The 17,616-nt window shown below is 69.4% G+C and carries 15 protein-coding genes and 1 pseudogene; 7 read left to right on the plus strand and 9 right to left on the minus strand.

What is annotated here, in order from left to right; all coding sequences use genetic code 11:
* Positions 1–258: 258 nt before the first annotated feature.
* On the minus strand, positions 259–1,560 hold the full coding sequence (gene gltA, locus VGB60_RS04125; protein ID WP_331037009.1) for a citrate synthase: 1,302 nt from the start codon (positions 1,558–1,560) through the stop codon (positions 259–261).
* Positions 1,561–1,623: 63 nt separating this feature from the next.
* On the minus strand, positions 1,624–3,060 hold the full coding sequence (gltX, locus tag VGB60_RS04130) for a glutamate--tRNA ligase (protein ID WP_331037010.1): 1,437 nt from the start codon (positions 3,058–3,060) through the stop codon (positions 1,624–1,626).
* Between gltX and VGB60_RS04135 the strand changes: the two genes are divergently transcribed.
* Positions 3,059–5,227 carry a ComEC/Rec2 family competence protein gene (locus VGB60_RS04135; protein ID WP_331037011.1) on the plus strand — a complete coding sequence of 723 codons (2,169 nt, stop codon included), beginning with the start codon at positions 3,059–3,061 and terminating at the stop codon, positions 5,225–5,227. The two genes, gltX and VGB60_RS04135, sit on opposite strands and share 2 nt — an antisense overlap.
* Here the strand turns inward: VGB60_RS04135 and lexA are convergent.
* The 4 genes from lexA to VGB60_RS04155 form a co-directional block, all read right to left on the minus strand.
* The gene (gene lexA, locus VGB60_RS04140) at positions 5,208–5,900 is read right to left on the minus strand and encodes a transcriptional repressor LexA (protein ID WP_331037012.1); all 693 of its coding nucleotides are present in this window, start codon (positions 5,898–5,900) and stop codon (positions 5,208–5,210) included. The two genes, VGB60_RS04135 and lexA, sit on opposite strands and share 20 nt — an antisense overlap.
* Positions 5,901–5,995: 95 nt before the next feature.
* A complete protein-coding gene (gene trpC / locus VGB60_RS04145; RefSeq protein WP_331037013.1) occupies positions 5,996–6,787 on the minus strand; it encodes an indole-3-glycerol phosphate synthase TrpC in 792 nt (263 codons plus the stop codon).
* 199 nt (positions 6,788–6,986) lie between these two features.
* On the minus strand, positions 6,987–8,018 hold the full coding sequence (gene trpD, locus VGB60_RS04150) for an anthranilate phosphoribosyltransferase (protein ID WP_331037014.1): 1,032 nt from the start codon (positions 8,016–8,018) through the stop codon (positions 6,987–6,989).
* A 1-nt stretch (position 8,019) separates the two neighbouring features.
* Complete coding sequence (locus VGB60_RS04155) at positions 8,020–8,610, minus strand: aminodeoxychorismate/anthranilate synthase component II (protein WP_331037015.1); 591 nt, start codon at positions 8,608–8,610, stop codon at positions 8,020–8,022.
* A gap of 104 nt (positions 8,611–8,714) precedes the next feature.
* Here VGB60_RS04155 and VGB60_RS04160 point away from each other — a divergent pair, with 104 nt between their 5' ends.
* Entirely contained in the window at positions 8,715–8,915 is a 201-nt protein-coding gene (locus tag VGB60_RS04160; protein WP_331037016.1) for a peptidoglycan-binding protein, read from the plus strand.
* Here VGB60_RS04160 and trpE read toward each other — a convergent pair.
* Positions 8,888–10,405: an anthranilate synthase component I gene (trpE, locus tag VGB60_RS04165; protein ID WP_331037017.1), complete on the minus strand. Its 1,518-nt coding sequence runs from the start codon at positions 10,403–10,405 to the stop codon at positions 8,888–8,890. The two genes, VGB60_RS04160 and trpE, sit on opposite strands and share 28 nt — an antisense overlap.
* Positions 10,402–12,342 carry a peptidylprolyl isomerase gene (locus tag VGB60_RS04170; RefSeq protein WP_331037018.1) on the minus strand — a complete coding sequence of 647 codons (1,941 nt, stop codon included), beginning with the start codon at positions 12,340–12,342 and terminating at the stop codon, positions 10,402–10,404. The genes trpE and VGB60_RS04170 overlap by 4 nt, the downstream gene beginning before the upstream one ends.
* Before the next feature lie 124 nt (positions 12,343–12,466).
* On the opposite strand from VGB60_RS04170, the gene tpiA reads away from it, so the two are divergent.
* From tpiA to VGB60_RS04185, 3 genes are all read left to right on the plus strand, one after another.
* Positions 12,467–13,216 (plus strand): triose-phosphate isomerase, encoded by a 750-nt coding sequence (gene tpiA / locus VGB60_RS04175; protein ID WP_331037019.1) that lies wholly within the window; start codon positions 12,467–12,469, stop codon positions 13,214–13,216.
* 194 nt (positions 13,217–13,410) lie between these two features.
* Positions 13,411–13,845: a preprotein translocase subunit SecG gene (secG, locus tag VGB60_RS04180; RefSeq protein WP_331037020.1), complete on the plus strand. Its 435-nt coding sequence runs from the start codon at positions 13,411–13,413 to the stop codon at positions 13,843–13,845.
* Positions 13,846–13,933: 88 nt separating this feature from the next.
* Positions 13,934–15,586: a CTP synthase gene (locus VGB60_RS04185; protein ID WP_331037021.1), complete on the plus strand. Its 1,653-nt coding sequence runs from the start codon at positions 13,934–13,936 to the stop codon at positions 15,584–15,586.
* A gap of 154 nt (positions 15,587–15,740) precedes the next feature.
* Here the strand turns inward: VGB60_RS04185 and VGB60_RS04190 are convergent, their stop codons facing one another.
* Positions 15,741–16,634, minus strand: coding sequence for a LysR family transcriptional regulator (locus VGB60_RS04190; protein ID WP_331037022.1), 894 nt, complete (start codon positions 16,632–16,634; stop codon positions 15,741–15,743).
* Positions 16,635–16,747: 113 nt separating this feature from the next.
* On the opposite strand from VGB60_RS04190, the gene VGB60_RS04195 reads away from it, so the two are divergent.
* Together VGB60_RS04195 and VGB60_RS04200 are read left to right on the plus strand one after the other, a co-directional pair.
* A complete protein-coding gene (locus VGB60_RS04195) occupies positions 16,748–16,930 on the plus strand; it encodes a hypothetical protein (protein WP_331037023.1) in 183 nt (60 codons plus the stop codon).
* A gap of 2 nt (positions 16,931–16,932) precedes the next feature.
* Positions 16,933–17,616 (plus strand): annotated as a pseudogene (locus VGB60_RS04200) (hypothetical protein); the annotation flags it as partial.

Below are 17,616 nucleotides of genomic sequence, written 5' to 3' on the forward strand. Positions count from 1 at the left end.
GACCCCGACGCTGATCCCTACAGCACGACGCAGATTTCTGAGGAGCGCTCGCGTTACCGCTAACTGAGCCGCGCCTCGCAGAAGCAAAAGATGGCCCAGCGGATAACCGCTGGGCCATTTCTGTAACCGGGCCGCGACCTCATTTGGTCAGGCCGCTGTTCACCTTTCGCAGCCGTTCCGAATATCGGCTTCCAGGCCGGAACGCAGAAACGCCGGAGCGCTCGCTCCGGCGTTTTGCTCCGAGGCGTTCGCCGCCGATCAGCCCCGGTTCTGGATCGGAACAAAGTCGCGCTCGGTCGGGCCGGTGTAGAGCTGGCGCGGGCGGCCGATCTTCTGGCCGGGGTCGGCCATCATCTCCTGCCACTGGGCGATCCACCCGACGGTGCGGGCCAGGGCGAACAAGACGGTGAACATCGAGGTCGGGAAGCCCATCGCCGACAGGGTGATGCCCGAATAGAAGTCGACGTTCGGGAACAGCTTGCGCTCGATGAAATACTCGTCGTTCAAGGCGACGCGTTCCAGCTCGCGGGCGACCTGCAGCAGCGGATCGTTCGGATCGCCGACGGCCTCGAGCACCTCATAGGCGCTTTCCTGCATCACCTTGGCGCGCGGGTCGTAGTTCTTGTACACGCGGTGGCCGAAGCCCATCAGCTTGTATTTCTTGGCCTTCACGCCTTCGATGAACTCGGGGATGCGGTCCGGCGTGCCGATCTCCTTGAGCATGTTCAGCGCCTCCTCGTTGGCGCCCCCGTGGCTCGGGCCCCACAGGCAGGCGATGCCGGCGGCGATGCAGGCGAAGGGGTTGGCCCCCGAGGAACCCGCCAGGCGCACGGTCGAGGTCGAGGCGTTCTGCTCGTGGTCGGCGTGAAGGATGAAGATACGGTCCATGGCCCGGGCCAGAACCGGGTTGACCTCGTAGTCCTCGGCCGGAACCGCGAAGCACATACGCAGGAAGTTCTCCGCGTAGGTCAGGTCGTTGCGCGGCGACACGAACGGCTGGCCGACGTGATATTTGTAGGCCCGCGCCGCGATGGTCGGCATCTTGGCGATCAGGCGGATGGCCGAGATGTTGCGCTGGACCGGGTCATGGATGTCCAGGCTGTCGTGATAGAAGGCTGACAGGGCGCCGACGGTGCCGACCATGATGGCCATCGGGTGGGCGTCGCGACGGAAGCCCTCGAAGAAGCGGTCGAACTGCGAGTGCAGCATCGTATGCATGGTGATGCTGCGCTCGAACGCCTCGTACTCCGACGCGGTCGGCAGCTCGCCGTGCAGCAGCAGGTGGCAGACCTCGATGAAGTTCGACTGCGAGGCCAACTGGTCGATCGGATAGCCGCGGTGCAGCAGGGTGCCGACATCGCCGTCGATGAAGGTCAGGGCGCTTTCGCAGGCGGCCGTCGAGGTGAAGCCGGGATCGTAGGTGAAGGCGTCGGTGGCGCCGTACAGCTTGCGGATGTCGATGACGTTGGGGCCGGTCGAGCCCGCCAGGACCGGCAGATCGACGCTCTTGTCGCCGTAGGTGAGGGTGGCCGAGCCGGCGGCCTTGGCTTGTTCAGTCATATCAGCCCCTTGAAAAGCGCGGGGCCCGGCGGGCAAGCGTCGGGTCGCGGTCAGTGTGTAGTGTCAGATAGTCTGTTGCAGCGCATCATCCAAGCGCCCGAGGCTTTCTTCTCGTCCCAGCGCCGCCAGCGTTCGGGCGATGTCGGGTGACACGGAGTCGCCTGTCAGCGCCGCGCGAACGGCGGGGCCGATCTTGCCGAAGCCGACGGCCTCTTCTTCGGCGAAAACCTTCAGCTCCGCCTCGAGGGCGAAGACATCCCAGCTTGCGAACAGGGCGAGGCGATTGCGCAGTCGAGCGATGCGTTCGCCCGACTCGCCCGTCAGCATGGGACGCGCCTTGTCGTAGATCGCCAGCGGACGGATCTTGAGCGCGAACACCGTCTGGTCCGCCAGCTCGAGGACGGTTTTCGCTCGGTCCTTGACGAAGGGCATGGCCCGCAGCAGGCGGGCCTCGTCATGCTCCCCCAGGGCGTGACCACGGGCGAGGTGAGCGTCCAGCGTCATCTTGGCCAGCCGGTCGTCGTCGGCCAGCCGGATCCAGTGGGCGTTGACGTGCGCCAGCTTGTCGAAGTCCAGCCGGGCCGGGGCCTTGCCGATGCCCGAGAGGTCGAACCAGGCCGTCGCCTGTTTGTCGCTGAACAGCTCGTCGTCGCCGTGGGCCCAGCCGAGGCGGACCAGATAGTTGCGCATGGCCTCCGGCAGGTAGCCCATGGCGGCGTACTCATGCACCGCCTGCGCCCCGTGCCGCTTCGACAGCTTGGCGCCGTCCGGTCCGTGGATCAGCGGGATGTGGGCAAAGGCCGGGCGGGTCCAGCCGAGCGCGTCATAGATCAGGCTCTGCCGCGCGGCGTTGTTCAGGTGGTCGTCGCCGCGGATGACGTGGGTGACGCCCATGTCGTGGTCGTCGACGACGACCGCGAGGTTGTAGGTGGGCGCGCCGTCGGAACGCAGCAGCACCAGGTCGTCGAGATCGTCGTTGGACCAGCTGACGGAGCCTTGGACCTCGTCGTCAACGGTGACCTGCCCCGGCAGCGGGCGGCGGAAGCGGACGACGTGGGGCTGTGAAAGGTCGTCGACGCCCGGCTCCCGGTCGCGCCACGGAGATTCGAACGTTCGGCGCTCGGCCTTGGCCGCGTCGCGCAGCCGGCCCGTTTCCTCGGCCGAGGTGAAGTCACGGTAGGCCGCGCCGCGCTCCAGCAGGTCGTTGACGACCTCCCGGTGGCGGTCGGCGCGGCTGTACTGAAACACCGGCTCGTCGTCGGCGAAAAGCTCCAACCAACTAAGGCCGTCGAAGATGGCTCTGACGGCGTCATCGGTGGACCGCTCGCGGTCGGTGTCCTCGACCCGGACCAGGAACTTGCCGTTGTGGCGCCGGGCATACAAATAGTTGAAAAGCGCCGTGCGCGCGCCTCCTATGTGCAGGGAGCCGGTGGGCGAGGGGGCGAAGCGCGTGACGACAGCGGGGGCGGGGGCGGGTGCGGGATCGGACGGGGAGGCCATGGCGGGCGTTATAGCGCCGGCTCAAGCAAAGCCCAGCCTCGCCGCGCAGGTGCGGCCCTTCCTGAAGGCGCAGCTCGCCGCCCAGACGCTGCGTTGGCGGATGTGGGCGCCGGTGGCGTTCGGCGGCGGCTGCTCGACTTACTTCGCGCTGAAGAGTGAACCGCCGCTGTGGCCGCCGATCATGGCGGCCGTCGCGGCGGCCGCGGTCTGGCAGGCGGCGCGGCGAAGCGGTCGGGGTCGGGCGGTCACCTTGCCCTTGATGCTGTTCGCCTGTTTCGCGCTAGGCCTTGCGGTGGCGAAGCTGCGCACGGAAGCGGTGGCGGCGCCGATCGCGCCGGCCCTGGAGCGACCCACGATCATAGAGGGCTGGGTCGTCGATGTGGACAGTCCCGGCGGGGCCGGTCCCCGGGTCGTGCTGGCCCCTGTTCGGGTGCGGGGACTGACCCCGGAGCTGACGCCCACCCGCCTCCGCGCGACCGTGCGGGGCGAGGCGCCGGCTCCGGGCGAGGCGATCAGACTCTTCGCCATCCTGAACCCGCCGCCGGCCCCGGCCAGCCCCGGGGCCTACGACTTCGGTCGCAACGCCTTCTTCCAGAGCCTGGGCGGCGTCGCCTTCTCGCTGGGCGAGACGCGGACGGCCGATCTGGCGCCGCCGCCGTGGCGGGTGCGGGCGGCGATGGCGGTGAACGGCGTCCGCTTCGATCTCGCCCGCCGTATCGTCGCCCGACTGGGGCCAAGAACAGGCGGCATCGCCGCCGCCATGACGACGGGGCAGGAGGCGTGGCTGAATCCGGCCGATGTCGAGGTCATGCGCGATTCAGGCCTGGCCCACATCCTGTCGATCTCGGGCCTGCACATGGCGGTGGTGGGCGGCTTCGCCTTCTTCCTGGCGCGCCTGCTGATCGCGGCCGCCCCATGGCTCGCGTTGCGCGTGCCGGGCAAGAAGGTGGCGGCGGTCGTGGGGCTGATCGCGGTCGGGATCTATCTGGTGATCTCGGGCGCGCCGCCGCCGGCCGAGCGCGCGGCGATCACGGCGTCGATCGCCTTCGTCGCGATCCTGCTCGACCGGCAGGCGATCACCATGCACGCGCTGGCGGTCGCGGCGTTCGTGGTCCTCTTGCTGCAGCCCGAAGCGATCGTCACGCCGGGGTTCCAGATGTCGTTCGCCGCCACAGCGGCGCTTGTCGCGCTGGTCGAGGCGTGGCCGCGCCGGCCGAGGGAGATATCCGCTCCGCTGCCGATCCTGATCGTCCAGCGCGCCGGAGCGTGGGTCGGCGCGGCGGTGCTGGCCAGCCTCGTCGCAGGCGCGGCGACGGCGCCGTTCGCCATGCAGCACTTCAATCGCACCGCCATGTACGGTCTGGCCGCCAACCTGGCCACGGCGCCTGTTTCGGACTTCCTGATCATGCCGATGCTGGCGCTCGGCGCCGTGCTGGAGCCGCTCGGCCTCGGCGGACCCTTCCTGTGGCTAGCGGGCAAGGGAATCGGGCTGATGCTGGCTATCGGGGGGTGGACGGCGGGCCTGCCTGGCGCGGTCAGGACGGTGGCGAGCGCGCCCGAGTTCGTGCTGCCGATCTCGTTTCTCGGGGTGCTGTTCTGCTGTCTGTGGCGCGGGCCGCTGCGCTGGCTGGGCCTGCCGCTTGCGGCGGCGGTGATGCTGTGGCCCCGCGATCCGGCGCCGGACGTCTGGATCGGCGACGGCGGGACCCAGGCGGCCTGGATCGGCGCGGGAGGGACGACGGTGATGAGAGCCGGCGTGCGGCAGTTCGCCGTCGATGTCTGGTCGCGGCGGCGCGGCGTGGCCCCTGAGCCCAGAGCGGCGGAGGGCTGGACCTGCGGCCGCTTTTCCTGCGCGCCAGAGACAGCGGGAGCTGCTCCGTTAGCGATGTGGTGGGGAACCCGGGCGCCGACCCCGGAGCAGTTGGACGCCTTGTGCCGCACGGCGTCGGTGGTCAGCGTCAGATCGGCGACCTCAACCCTTCCGCCGTCTTGCGACGAACGCCTGGTGCTGGACGGCCTCGACTATGCGCGCGGCGGCGCGGTCGAGCTGTGGCGGGACGGTTCGCCGGCTAGCTGGCGGGCGGTATGGGCGGCCGACGTGCGCGGCGACCGGCCTTGGAGCGCGTCCGCTTCTGCGGACGTTGATGTCAGTGATAGCGACGGATGAGGCCGACCAGCTTGCCCTGCACCTCGACCTGATCAGGACCGAAGATGCGGGTCTCGTAGGCGCGGTTGGCGGGCTCCAGCGCGATCGAGCCGCCCTTCTTACGCAGCCGCTTTAGCGTGGCTTCCTCGCCTTCGACCAAGGCCACGACGATGTCGCCCGAGGTCGCGGTGTCGGTCGATTTGATCACCACCAGATCGCCGTTGAGGATGCCGGCCTCGATCATCGAGTCGCCCTCGATCTCAAGCATGTAGTGCTCGCCGGACCCGAGCATCGACTCCGGCACCGGATAGCGGGCGGTCTCGTGCTCAATCGCCGCGATCGGCGTGCCCGCGGCGATCTTGCCCATCAGGGACAGTTCGCGCGTGTCGTTGGCCGCTTCCGCGTTCATCGGGCGGCCGCCGCCCTCGATGACATCGGGGCGGAAGGGCTGACGGCCCCTTGGCTGCGATGCGGTCGCCTGTTCCGGAAGCTTCACAACCTCCAAGGCCCGAGCGCGGTGCGCGAGGCGGCGGATGAAGCCGCGCTCCTCCAGCGCCGTAATCAGCCGGTGGATGCCGGACTTGGACGCCAGATCCAGCGCCTCCTTCATCTCGTCGAACGAGGGGGAGACGCCGGTCTCCTTGATCCGCTCGTGGATGAACATCAGGAGTTCGTGCTGTTTGCGGGTGAGCATGGATGTCCTCGAGGCGAATCCCGTTGCGAGAAACGTAGCGGAACAAACCGCAAACGTCCACAGCGTGTTCCTGAGGTGTTCCGGTTAAGGTCGGGTTACCGGAGCAGCGCGCGGGTTGCGGCCCCGACATCGGCCTGCCGCATCAGGCTCTCGCCGACGAGGATCGACCGGGCGTGGGCGTCGGAAACGCGCCGGACGTGGTCCGGCGTGAAGATGCCGCTTTCCGCGACCAGCAGGGCCTCTGGAGAAGCCAGCGGCGCGAGCCGTTCCGTCACCGCCAGATCGACCTCGAACGTCCGCAGCGATCGGTTGTTGATCCCGACCAGGTCGCCGCCCAGCGCGCGGGCGCGGGCCATCTCCGCCGCGTCGTGCGTCTCAATCAGGGCGTCCATGGCGAAGCGGCGGGCCTCGGCCAGCAGCTCGGCGGCCAAGGCGTCGTCGACCATGGCGAGTATGATGAGGATGCAGTCCGCGCCGAGCATCCGGCTCTCGGCCACCTGCCACGGGTCGACGAGGAAGTCCTTGCGCAGGCAGGGCAGGGCGGTCGCTTCGCGGGCCTGACGCAGGAAGGCGTCGTCGCCCTGGAAGCTGGGGCCGTCGGTGAGCACCGACAGGCAGGTCGCGCCGCCACGCTCATACGCTTGCGCCAGCGCGGGCGGATCGAAGTCCGCGCGGATGACGCCCTTGGACGGGCTGGCCTTCTTGATCTCGGCGATCAGGGCGGGGCGGCCCGTTCGTTCGAACTCAGACAGCAACGCCGTTCGGAAACCGCGAGGCGGGCTGGCGAGCCGCGCCAGCGCCTCGACCGCGTCCTGCGACAGGGCCGCCTTGCGCGCGACCACGTCCACCCGCTTGTAGGCGGCGATCCGCTCGAGCACGTCTGTCATTTTTGAACAGGGCCCCGCGCGGACTCCCTTCCCCTCGACGGGGAAGGGTTGGGGATGGGGTGCTGGCAGACTGCTGCAGGACGTGGTGCGAATGGCGCGGTAGACAGGGCCGGCTCCCGTTTGAGCGCGACCGGAAAGATACTGCCTCCACCCCATCCCAACCCTTCCCCCTTGAGGGGAAGGGCTTGTATTGTCGAGGTCATTCCGGGGCCTCGGTCTCGACGTTGGTGGCATCGACCAGTTCGGCCAGGGCTTTGGCGGCTCTGCCGTCGTCGATCACGGTCGCCGCCATGGCTGCGCCTTCCGCCAGGTCTACCGCCCGATCCGCCACAACCAGCGCTGCCGCCGCATTGAGCAGGACCACGTCGCGATACGCGCCTCGGGCTCCGTCCAGCAGGGCGCGCAGGGCCGCGGCGTTCTCCTCGGCGTCGCCGCCGCGCAGGTCTGCGATGTCGGCGCGCGCCAGGCCGGCGTCCTCTGGAGTGATGGTGAAGCTGCGGACGGCGCCGTCCTTCCATTCCGCCACCTCGGTCACGCCGGTGGTGGTGAGTTCGTCAAGGCCCTGTCCGTGGACGGTCCATGCCCGCGTCGCGCCAAGGCGGCCGAGCACCTCGGCGAGCGGCTGGAGCAGGCGCGGATCATAGACCCCCATGACCTGCCGCTTTGCCGACGCCGGGTTTGAAAGCGGTCCCAAAAGGTTGAAAACCGTGCGGAAACCGATCTCGGCCCGCACCGGCCCGACATGGCGCATGGCCCCGTGGTAGGCGGGGGCGAACAGGAAGGCGATGCCGGCGCGGTCCAGCGAGCGTCGCTGCTGGGCTGGGGTCGCGGCCAGGTTGACGCCCAGCGCGGCCAAAACGTCCGACGAGCCCGACTTCGAGCTCAGGGCGCGGTTGCCGTGCTTGGCGACCTTCAATCCGGCGCCCGCCAGCACCAGCGCCGCCGCGGTCGAGATGTTGTAGGTGTGCTGGCCGTCGCCGCCGGTGCCGCAGGTGTCGATGACGTCGTACGGGTGGTCCAGCGTCAGGGCCGCGTCGCGCATGGCGGTGGCGAAGGCGGCGATCTCTTCCACCGTCTCGCCACGAATGCGCAGGGCCGTGACCGCCGCCGCGACCTGCGCCGGAGTCGGCTCCCCGCGCAGGCAGGCGGAGAAGAAATCATGGGCCTCCTCGGCCGACAACACGCGGCCGTCCACCAGTTTGGCCAGTAAGGGTTTGAAACCGTCGGCCATCTCAGACCATCGCCGTGCGGCGCACGTTGGCGAGGTCGAGGAAGTTGGCCAGCAGGTCGTGGCCGTGCTCGGTGGCGATGGATTCCGGGTGGAACTGGACGCCGTGGATCGGGCGGGTCCTGTGGGCGAGCCCCATGATCTCGCCGTCGGCGGTCCAGGCAGTGACCTCCAGCACGTCGGGCAGGGCGTCCCGGCGAACGGCGAGGCTATGGTAGCGGGTGGCGGTGAAGGGCGAGGGCAGGCCGCGGAACACGCCCTGACCGTCGTGCTCGATCGGCGAGGTCTTGCCGTGCATGAGTGACTGCGCCCTGATCACCTCGCCGCCGAACGCCTGTCCCATGGCCTGGTGGCCAAGGCAGACGCCGAAAATGGGCATGTCCAGCGGCGCGGTCTCCAGCACCGACAGGCATATCCCCGCCTCGTTAGGTGAACAGGGGCCGGGGGAAAGCAGCACCGCCTCTGGCTTCAGCGCCCATGCCTCGGCCGCCGTCAGGTCGTCGTTGCGAACCACCTTCGTCTCCGCGCCCAGCTCGGCGAGGTAGTGAACGAGGTTCCAGGTAAAGCTGTCGTAGTTGTCGACGACGAGGATCATGGTTCGGCTTCTAGGGTCTGGACCGCCGCGCGCCAAGGGTTTGCGCGGGTAACCCGGCATTAACCAAACTCGCCCGAACTGGAGGAATCCGGGGGAGGACGTCCGTGGCCGAGACCAGCATTCACAAGGCCCGACGGCTGCTGACGCCCGCGCACGGCGCAGCGAGCCCGTGGGCGGCTCTGGGCGCCGCCGCGCTGGCGGCGTCGGCCGCGATGCTGATGGCCGGGGTCATGGTGCTGGGGCCAGGCGTGCGGTTCGACGAACCGCCCGCTTCGAATCAGTCCTGGGACGCCGGGCAGGGATAGCGCCAGGCGTCTTCGGCCGCGCGCATGGGAGCGCGGGCCTTTGCCAGCGTCTCCGCGTATTCGGCCGCCGCGTCGCTGTCGGCGACCACGCCGGCTCCCGCCTGAATGTGGATCTTGCCGTCCGCGAAGAGCGCGGTCCTCAGGACGATGCAGATGTCGGCCTCGCCGCCGGCCGAGATGTAGCCGACGCCGCCGCCGTAGCCGACGCCGCGCTTCACGCTCTCCAGCTCGTCGATGATCTCCATGGCCCGCACCTTGGGCGCGCCCGACAGGGTGCCGGCGGGGAGGGCGGCCAGCAGGGCGTCCACGGCGTCGAGGCCGGCGCGGGCGTCGCCCTGAACCTCCGAGACGATGTGCATGACCGAGCTGTAGCGCTCGATGCGGAAGCTCTCCATCACCTCGACCGTGCCCGGCGCCGCCACGCGGCCCACGTCGTTGCGGCCCAGATCGAGCAGCATCAGGTGCTCGGCGCGCTCCTTGGGATCCGCCAGCAGCTCTGCTTCGAGGGCCCGATCGGCCTCGGCCGTGTCGCCGCGGGGCCGCGTGCCCGCCAGCGGCCGGATGGTGACCCGGCCATCCTTCAGGCGCACCAGGATCTCCGGGCTCGAACCCGCCAGCTGGAACTCGCCGAAGTCGAGGAAGAAGAGATACGGCGAGGGGTTCGAGCGCCGCAGCGAGCGGTAGAAGGCGAACGGATCGCCCCGCCAAGCGCCTGCGAAGCGGTGGCTGAGCACGACCTGGAAGATATCTCCGGCGCCGATGTAGTCCTTGGCCCGCTCCACAAGCGCCGTGTAGTCCGCGGCGTCGACGGGGGAGGCGAACTCCGCCGCCGCCGAGATTCCCGCCGACGGCAACAGGGGCAGGGGGGCGCGCAGCTCGGCCTCGAACTGGTCGAGCCGTTGGATCGCGGCGGCGAAAGCCGTCGCTGCGTCGGAGCCGCCGTCCGGAAAGGCGGCGGCGGCCAGGACGATCTCATGCTGGACGGAGTCGAAGATGGCGACCAAGGACGGCCGCGTCAGTACGGCGTCCGGCAGGTCCAGCGGGTCGGGATTGGGCGCGCCCAGTGGCTCGAGCAGCCGCACCATGTCATAGCCGAATACGCCGAACAGCCCCGCGGCCATCGGCGGCAGGCCGTCCGGAAGGTCGAACCGCGACCTCGACATCAAGGCGCGGAGAGATGAGAGGGCGTCGCCAGGCTCGGCCGTGAACCGTCCAGCGACGAGGTCGGCCCGGCGCGCCGATTCCGCCCGCCCGTCGCGGCAGCGCCAGACGACGTCGGGGTCGCGCGCGATGATCGAATAGCGGCCGTTGACCGCCCCGCCTTCGACCGACTCCAGCAACACCGCATAGGGGCGGCCGTAGCCGACCTTGAGGAAGGCCGAGACGGGCGTCTCCAGATCGTCCACGAGCCGCCGCACGACCACCTGCGGACGGCCCGCCGTCCAGGCCCGCTGGAACCCCGCGAACTCGGACGATGTCTCGGGCGTCATTGCCCCTGGGCGGGAGCGGGCCGCGGCGCCGTTCCAGCGGCCGCGGGCGCGGCTTCGGCCGGGAGACCGAGGGTCTCGCGCGCCAGCGCCTCGTCGTAGCGGGCCTTCGAGCGCTCCCCCGCGGCCTTGATCGCCAGCTCGCCGACGGCGTTCACGCTGTCGCCGGCCATGCGCTGCCGGAACTGCTCGGCGGCCGGGGCGGCGAGGACGGCCGGCGCCGAGATGATCCGCTCGGTGCGGCCGATGACATGGCTGTCGGCGGTGTTCTGCTGGGAGAAGACCTCGCCGCGACCGGAGCTGAAGGCCCCGGCGAGCACGCCCTGACCGTATTGCTGCGCCGACTGGCGGTTGAGACCGGACCCGGTCTGCACCGTGGCGCCGGCCGAGGCGGCCACCGCCGCGAGATCTTCGCCGCCGCGCACACGGGCGGCCAGGGCGTTCACGCGGGTGGTCAGCAGCCGTGCGTTCTCGCGCAGGACCCATTGCTGCGCCAGCGGGGCGCGCACGGCGTCCAACGGCGGCAGGGAGGCCGGCAGGACCTCGTCCACGCGAACGACGAAATACTGGCCCTGGCCCATGTCGACGACCTCGCTCTCAGCCCCCTTGCCGAGCCTCCACATCGTCTCGACGAGTTGCGGCGGCAGCGGAGGGTTGATGTCCTGCCCGTTGCGCAGCTTGCCGTCCTCGCGGATGGCAGGAACCTGGATGATGCGTGCGCCGACCTCGCGGACGGCCTGATCGAGCGTCTTGCCGTCGGACCTAGCCTTCTCATAGGCCTCGACGCGGCGGTAGACGGCGGCGCGCGCGTCTTCCGCACGCAGTTCCTGAACGACCTGTTCGCGCACGTCCGCCAGCGTGGCGGCGCGGCCCGGCTGGATCGCGGTCACCTTGGCGACGACGAAGCCGACCGAAGCCTGCACCGGAGCCGACACCTCGTTGGCGGCGAGGCCGAACACGGCTCCAGCCACCGCCGGATCGCCCAGGGCGCTGCGGGGGGTCTCGGCGTAGCTGGCGGGCTGGATGTTGTTGGCGCGGGCGACCTCGTCCGGCGCCTGTCCGGCCCGAAGCGCGGCGGCGATGCGGTCGGCGGCGGCGCGGTTGGGCGCGGTCAGCGTCACGAAAGTCCGCCGCTCGGGCAGCGACAGCGCGTCGCGGCGGAAGTTGAACCGCTCCTGGATACGGGCGTCGGAGATCGCGGCCGTGGCGGCTTCTCCGCCGTCGAAGAGGACCACCGAGGCGGTGCGGGACTCCGGGAGCCGCAGCTCCGCGGCGTTCTGGTTCATAAAGGCGGTGAGTTGGGCGTCGGTCGGCGCCGCGGCCGTGCCGGCCATGGCCTGTGTCACCGCGAACCAGCGAGCGTCGCGCGTCTCCAGCGCCTGGCTGGCCAGAACGGCCCCGTAGATGCGCGGCAGGCGCAGGCCGGCGCCGAGGGCGGAGCCATAGTGTTGGGTGGCGTACTGGTCGCGCAGCTGTTCCTCGAACATCTCGGGCGTGGCGTTGTTTTCAGCCAGCTTGGCCCGGTACTGGTTCTCGTCGAACTTGCCGGTGACCGAATCGAAGAATCCCGGGGCCTGCCGGATTTCACGCAGGATCAGGTCCTTGCCCGGACGGATGCCGGCGTTCCAGGCCCAGTTCAGGAAGCCCATCTGCTGGGCCTTTTGCTGGAGGTACTGCGTGAGGCCGCCTTCGCCGATCAGTTCCTCGAACGTCAGGGCGCGGCCGGCCTGCTCCTGCGACTGTTGCAGGATGCGGTCCATCTCGGCGCGGAACTCGGCCGGGCTGACGCTGCGGTCGCCGGCGCTGACCACGTTCTTGGGCCCGACGTTGGCCAGCACGTCCATCTGGCTTCCGCCGGTGACGACGAGGCCCAGGGCGAGCAGGACCAGCAGACCGACGGCCCATTTGGATTTGGCGAAGGCGCGGAAGGCGGTGAGCATGGTCGGTCCTGGCGGAGCAGCGGCAACGGTGGCGTCTTGGCCTATAGGGGGTGACCGCCCCGCACGGCAAGACAATGGCGCCGACGGCTTGGCTTGGCCTGTGGCGCCGCCTAGAAGGCGCGCCATGCAACAGTCCATGAAACTCGTCGCCGGCAATTGGAAGATGAACGGGGTCGCCGCCGCCTTGGCCGAGGTCGAGGCCCTGCGCGCCGCCTTGGCGGAGGCGCCGGCGAGTTGCCGGGTCGCCCTGTGTCCGCCCGCGACCCTGATCGAGCGCATGGCCCGGGCGGCCTCCGGAAGTCCGATCGAGATCGGAGGGCAGGACTGCCGAGCCGAAACGCACGGCGCCTTCACGGGCGACCTGTCGGCGTCGATGCTGAAGGATGCGGGCGCGGGGCTCGTGATCCTCGGGCACTCGGAGCGGCGGCAGGGGTACGGCGAGTCGGACGCTCTCGTGGCTGCGAAGGCCGCCGCCGCGCTGGACGCCGGCCTGGCGCCGATCGTCTGCGTCGGCGAGACCCTGGAGCAGCGCGAGGCGGGGCGGGCGGTCGAGATCGTGCGCTCGCAGGTCATGGCGTCGTTGCCGCTGGCGCTGACCGGCCGGGACTTCGCCGTCGCCTACGAGCCGGTCTGGGCAATCGGCACAGGCCTGACGCCGACGCTGGAGCAGATCGAGGAGGTCCATCGCGCCGTCCGTTCGGCCATGATCGAACGGCTGGGCCTTGGGATCTCTGCGACGCCGATCCTGTACGGCGGCTCGGTGAAGCCGGACAATGCGCGCGACATTCTGGCCGTGCCGGAGGTCGGCGGCGCACTGGTGGGCGGCGCTTCGCTGAAGGCTGCCGACTTCCTCGGGATCATCCGCGGGGCGTAAGGCAGCAGGCGGCAGGCAGGCGGCAGGTCGTCGTCTCGCCGGCCCGGCTCATGGTCGACGCGCCGCAGCGACAACCGCTCCGCCTTCTCCTGCCGCCTGCTGCCTACTGCCTTCTCCCGTTTGCTCCCGCTTCGCATCGATGTTAGACGCCGCCGCTTGATCGGCGCGGTTCCGCGCCACACATATCGGCTGCCATGCTCCAGACCATTCTCCTCGTCGCCATGATCCTCATCTCGGTCGCGCTCGCCGGCGTGATCCTGATTCAGCGCTCCGAAGGCGGCGCGCTGGGCATGGGCGGCGGACCGTCGGGCTTCATGACGGCGCGCGGCGCCGGCAACCTGCTGACCAAGACGACCTGGGTGCTGGCCGTCCTGTTTTTCCTCTGCGCGATCGGCCTGACGATCCTGGGCAACGTCGAGCGTGCGAACCAGTCGATCGTGAACGCCGACGACATCGGCGAGCTCATCGCGCCGACCACCCCGACGACCGCGCCGACCGCCGATCCTTCGGCTCCGGCCCAGCCGGCGGCCCCGTCGCTGCAGAACCTGGAGTCGAGCCTGTCGGGCGTGTCGGCGGCTCCCGCTCAGGCGGCGGCTCCCGCTCCGGCCCAGCCCGCCCCGGCGCAATAAGGTGGGCGGGGCGCTTATCCCCGCCTTCCTCTCCCGCCCTCATAGTCTCCGCGATACACCGCCCGAATCGGCGGTAGAGTGATCTCCCATGGCCCGTTACGTGTTCATCACCGGCGGCGTGGTTTCCTCATTGGGAAAAGGCCTCGCCTCCGCCGCGCTTGGCGCATTGCTGCAGGCAAGGGGCTACAAGGTCCGCCTGCGCAAGCTGGACCCCTATCTGAACGTCGATCCGGGCACGATGAGCCCCTACCAGCACGGCGAGGTCTTCGTCACCGACGACGGGGCCGAGACCGACCTCGACCTGGGCCACTACGAGCGCTTCACCGGCGTGTCGGCGGCCAAGTCGGACAACATCACCACCGGCCGGATCTATTCCACCATCCTCGAAAAGGAACGGCGCGGCGACTATCTGGGCGCGACGGTTCAGGTCATTCCGCACGTCACCGACCAGATCAAATCCTTCTGCCTGACCCCGGCGATGACGGATGCGGGCGAGGACGTGGACTTCGTGCTGGTCGAGATCGGCGGCACGGTCGGCGACATCGAGGGCCTGCCGTTCTTCGAGGCCATCCGCCAACTGGGGCAGGACCTGCCGCGCGGGCAGTCGTGCTTCGTCCACCTGACCCTGCTGCCCTTTATCAAGACGGCGGGGGAGATGAAGACCAAGCCGACGCAACACTCGGTCAAGGAGTTGCGCTCGATCGGCATACAGCCGGACATCCTGCTGTGCCGCTGCGAGTTCCCGATACCGCCCGAGGAGAAGCGCAAGATCGGCCTGTTCTGCAACGTGCGCGAAAGCGGCGTCATCCAGGCCATGGACTCCAACGACATCTACGCCGTGCCGCTGGACTATCACCGCGAAGGCCTTGACGCCGAGGTGCTGGCCCATTTCGGCCTGACCGACGCCCCCGCGCCCGACCTGTCGATGTGGCAGGAGATCGCCCGTCGCCGGCAGCAGCCGGACGGCGAGGTCACCGTGGCCGTGGTCGGCAAGTATACGGTGCTCAAGGACGCCTACAAATCCCTCATTGAGGCGCTGCATCACGGCGGGGTGGCCAACAACGTCAAGGTCAACATCGACTGGGTCGAAGCCGAGACGTTCGAGGGCGACCGCGAGGCGTGCGACGCACGCCTGCAGGCCGCCCACGCAATTCTGGTCCCCGGCGGCTTTGGGGAGCGCGGCTCCGAGGGCAAGATCGAGGCGGCCCGCTTCGCCCGCGAGCGCAAGATTCCCTATTTCGGCATCTGCTTCGGCATGCAGATGGCGGTGATCGAGGCGGCGCGGAACCTGGCCGGTTATCCAAAGGCCTCTTCGACCGAGTTCGGCCCCACGTCGGAGCCGGTCGTCGGGCTGATGACAGAGTGGACCCAAGGCAACCAGCGGGTGCTGCGCCAGCAGGGCGGCGACATGGGCGGCACGATGCGGCTGGGCGCCTATGACTCGACGCTCAAGCCCGGGTCGAAGATCGCGCAGATGTACGGCTCGACCACGATCAGCGAGCGGCACCGCCATCGCTACGAGGTCAACATCAACTACCGCGAAGCGGTCGAGCAGAAGGGCGGCCTGACCTTCGCCGGCCTGTCGCCGGACGGGGTGCTGCCCGAGACCGTGGAACGCGAGGACCATCCTTGGTTCATCGGCGTGCAGTATCACCCCGAGCTGAAGAGCCGCCCGTTCGCCCCGCACCCGCTGTTCGCCGGCTTCATCGAGGCGGCGCTGGTCCAGAGCCGACTGGTCTGAGTTCTCATTGTCGTCCTTCCGGGGCTGAGGCCGGCGCAGACGGACTCAGAACCCGGAATTCAGAGGTCTGGGCACGGCTATTTGCTACGGCCGGAGCCTGATCCCCTGGGTTCCGGGTTCCGCTGCGCGGCCCCGGAAAGACGGGGAGGGGGATCTAGGTCCGAAAGACCGGGTCCGCCTTCACGGCCTCGACGATCATCTCCATGGCGGCCCGGACGCGCGCCAGACTGCGCAGGTCCGCGTGGACCACCAGCCACAGGCTGCGCTCCAACGCGACCGCGTCGGGCAGGACCCGGACCAGACCGGTCTCCCGCGCGGCGATGAAGTCAGGAAGCACGCATAGCCCCGCCCCGGCGAGGCAGGCCTGAAGCTGGGCGATGAGGTTGGAGCTCTGCAGACCAACGCGGATGTCGACGTCGGGCGCCTCCATATAGTCGAGCTCGGGCGCGTAGAGCAGGTCGCCGATGTAGCCGATGAAGCGCTGGCCCTGCATGTCGGCGCGCGTCACGATGGGCGGGCGAGCCGCCAGATAGGACGGAGCCGCGTAGAGGCTGAGGCGGTAGTCGGTCAGTTTGCGCGACACGAGCCGGCCCTCGCGGGGCGCGCTGAGCGTCACCGCCACGTCGGCCTCGCGCTTCGACAGGCTGAGCACGCCGGGGATGGCCACCAACTGGATGTCAAGGGCGGGATGCCGGTCGGCGAGGCGCGCCATGAGGGGCGCCAGAACATAGCTGCCGAAGCCTTCCGGCGCCCCGATGCGGACCGTGCCGGTCACGGCTTGATCCGCTTCGCCCAGTTCGGCGCCGGCCAGCATGGCCAGGCTCTCGATCTTCTCAGCGGTCGGCAGCAGCCGTTCTCCATGAACGGTAAGGGCATAGCCTTGCGGGCTGCGCGCGAAAAGACGCGCCCCCAGTCCTTCCTCCAGCGCGGCGATACGCCGGGCGACAGTGGTGTGATCCATGCCAATGCGGGGCGCGGCCGTCGTCAACCGGCCCGTGCGAGCGACGGCGAGGAAGGCGCGCAGGTCGTTCCAGTTGAAGTCAGTCATCGCGCCCTAAGCAAAAATGCAGAATGGAAGCGCGAAACATGGCATCGTCAGACCAATAAAGCCATGCCATACAGCGTTCGCTCACCCGCCGCCCCCGCAGCCGAGAACCCGTCATGGCCTTCGACTCCCTCGCCTTCGCTCCCGCCGCCCGCACCGAGCACCGTCTCGACATGGCCGCGGCGCTATGCCCGGAGTGGACGCGGGAGAACCCCGACCGCGCTCTGGCGTTGCTGTTCGTGGCGCCCAGTGACTGCGCCGCCGTCGACGTTCTCGTCTCCCTGCCCGCCAAGGCCTGAGCATGACATCCACGCCGTACCCGACGCCCGCCGCGCCCGATCCCGCCGCGGTGGCGGAGACGCTGACGACCTTGATGCAGAACGCGGCGGCGGCGACCCGTACGACCATGATGCAGGCCGCCTCGCCGAAGAGCCTTCCCTACGACCCGACCACCTTCGCCAAGGCGATGTTCGACTTTAACGCGGCGGTGATGATGCAGCCGACCGCGCTGTTCGAGGCGCAGGCGAAGAACTGGAACGACTGGACCGCCCTGTGGCGCACCATGGGCGAGCGGGCGATGGGCCAGGACGTCACGCCGGTCGCGGCCCCGGCCAAGGGCGACCGCCGGTTTTCCAGCCCCGCCTGGACCGACGAGCCGGTCTACGACTACCTGAAGCAGAGCTACCTGCTGGCCGCGAAGCAGATCCAGGAATTCGTGGCCACGGCGCCGGTCGATGAAGAGACCCGCGCCCAGGTCGACTTCGCCAGCCGCCAGATGATGAATGCGCTCGCGCCGACCAACTTCGCGCACACCAATCCCGATGTGGCGCGGCGCACCATTGAAAGCGGCGGCCTGAACCTGCTGACCGGCCTGTCCAACCTGCTGGAGGACGTGGGGGCGGGGCAGGGGCTCGTCTCCCGGCGCGCGCCCAATAACTTCGAACTGGGCGTGAACGTCGCCGCCACGCCCGGCGCCGTGGTGTTC

The organism is Brevundimonas sp., from assembly GCF_036399195.1.
Classification (GTDB): domain Bacteria; phylum Pseudomonadota; class Alphaproteobacteria; order Caulobacterales; family Caulobacteraceae; genus Brevundimonas.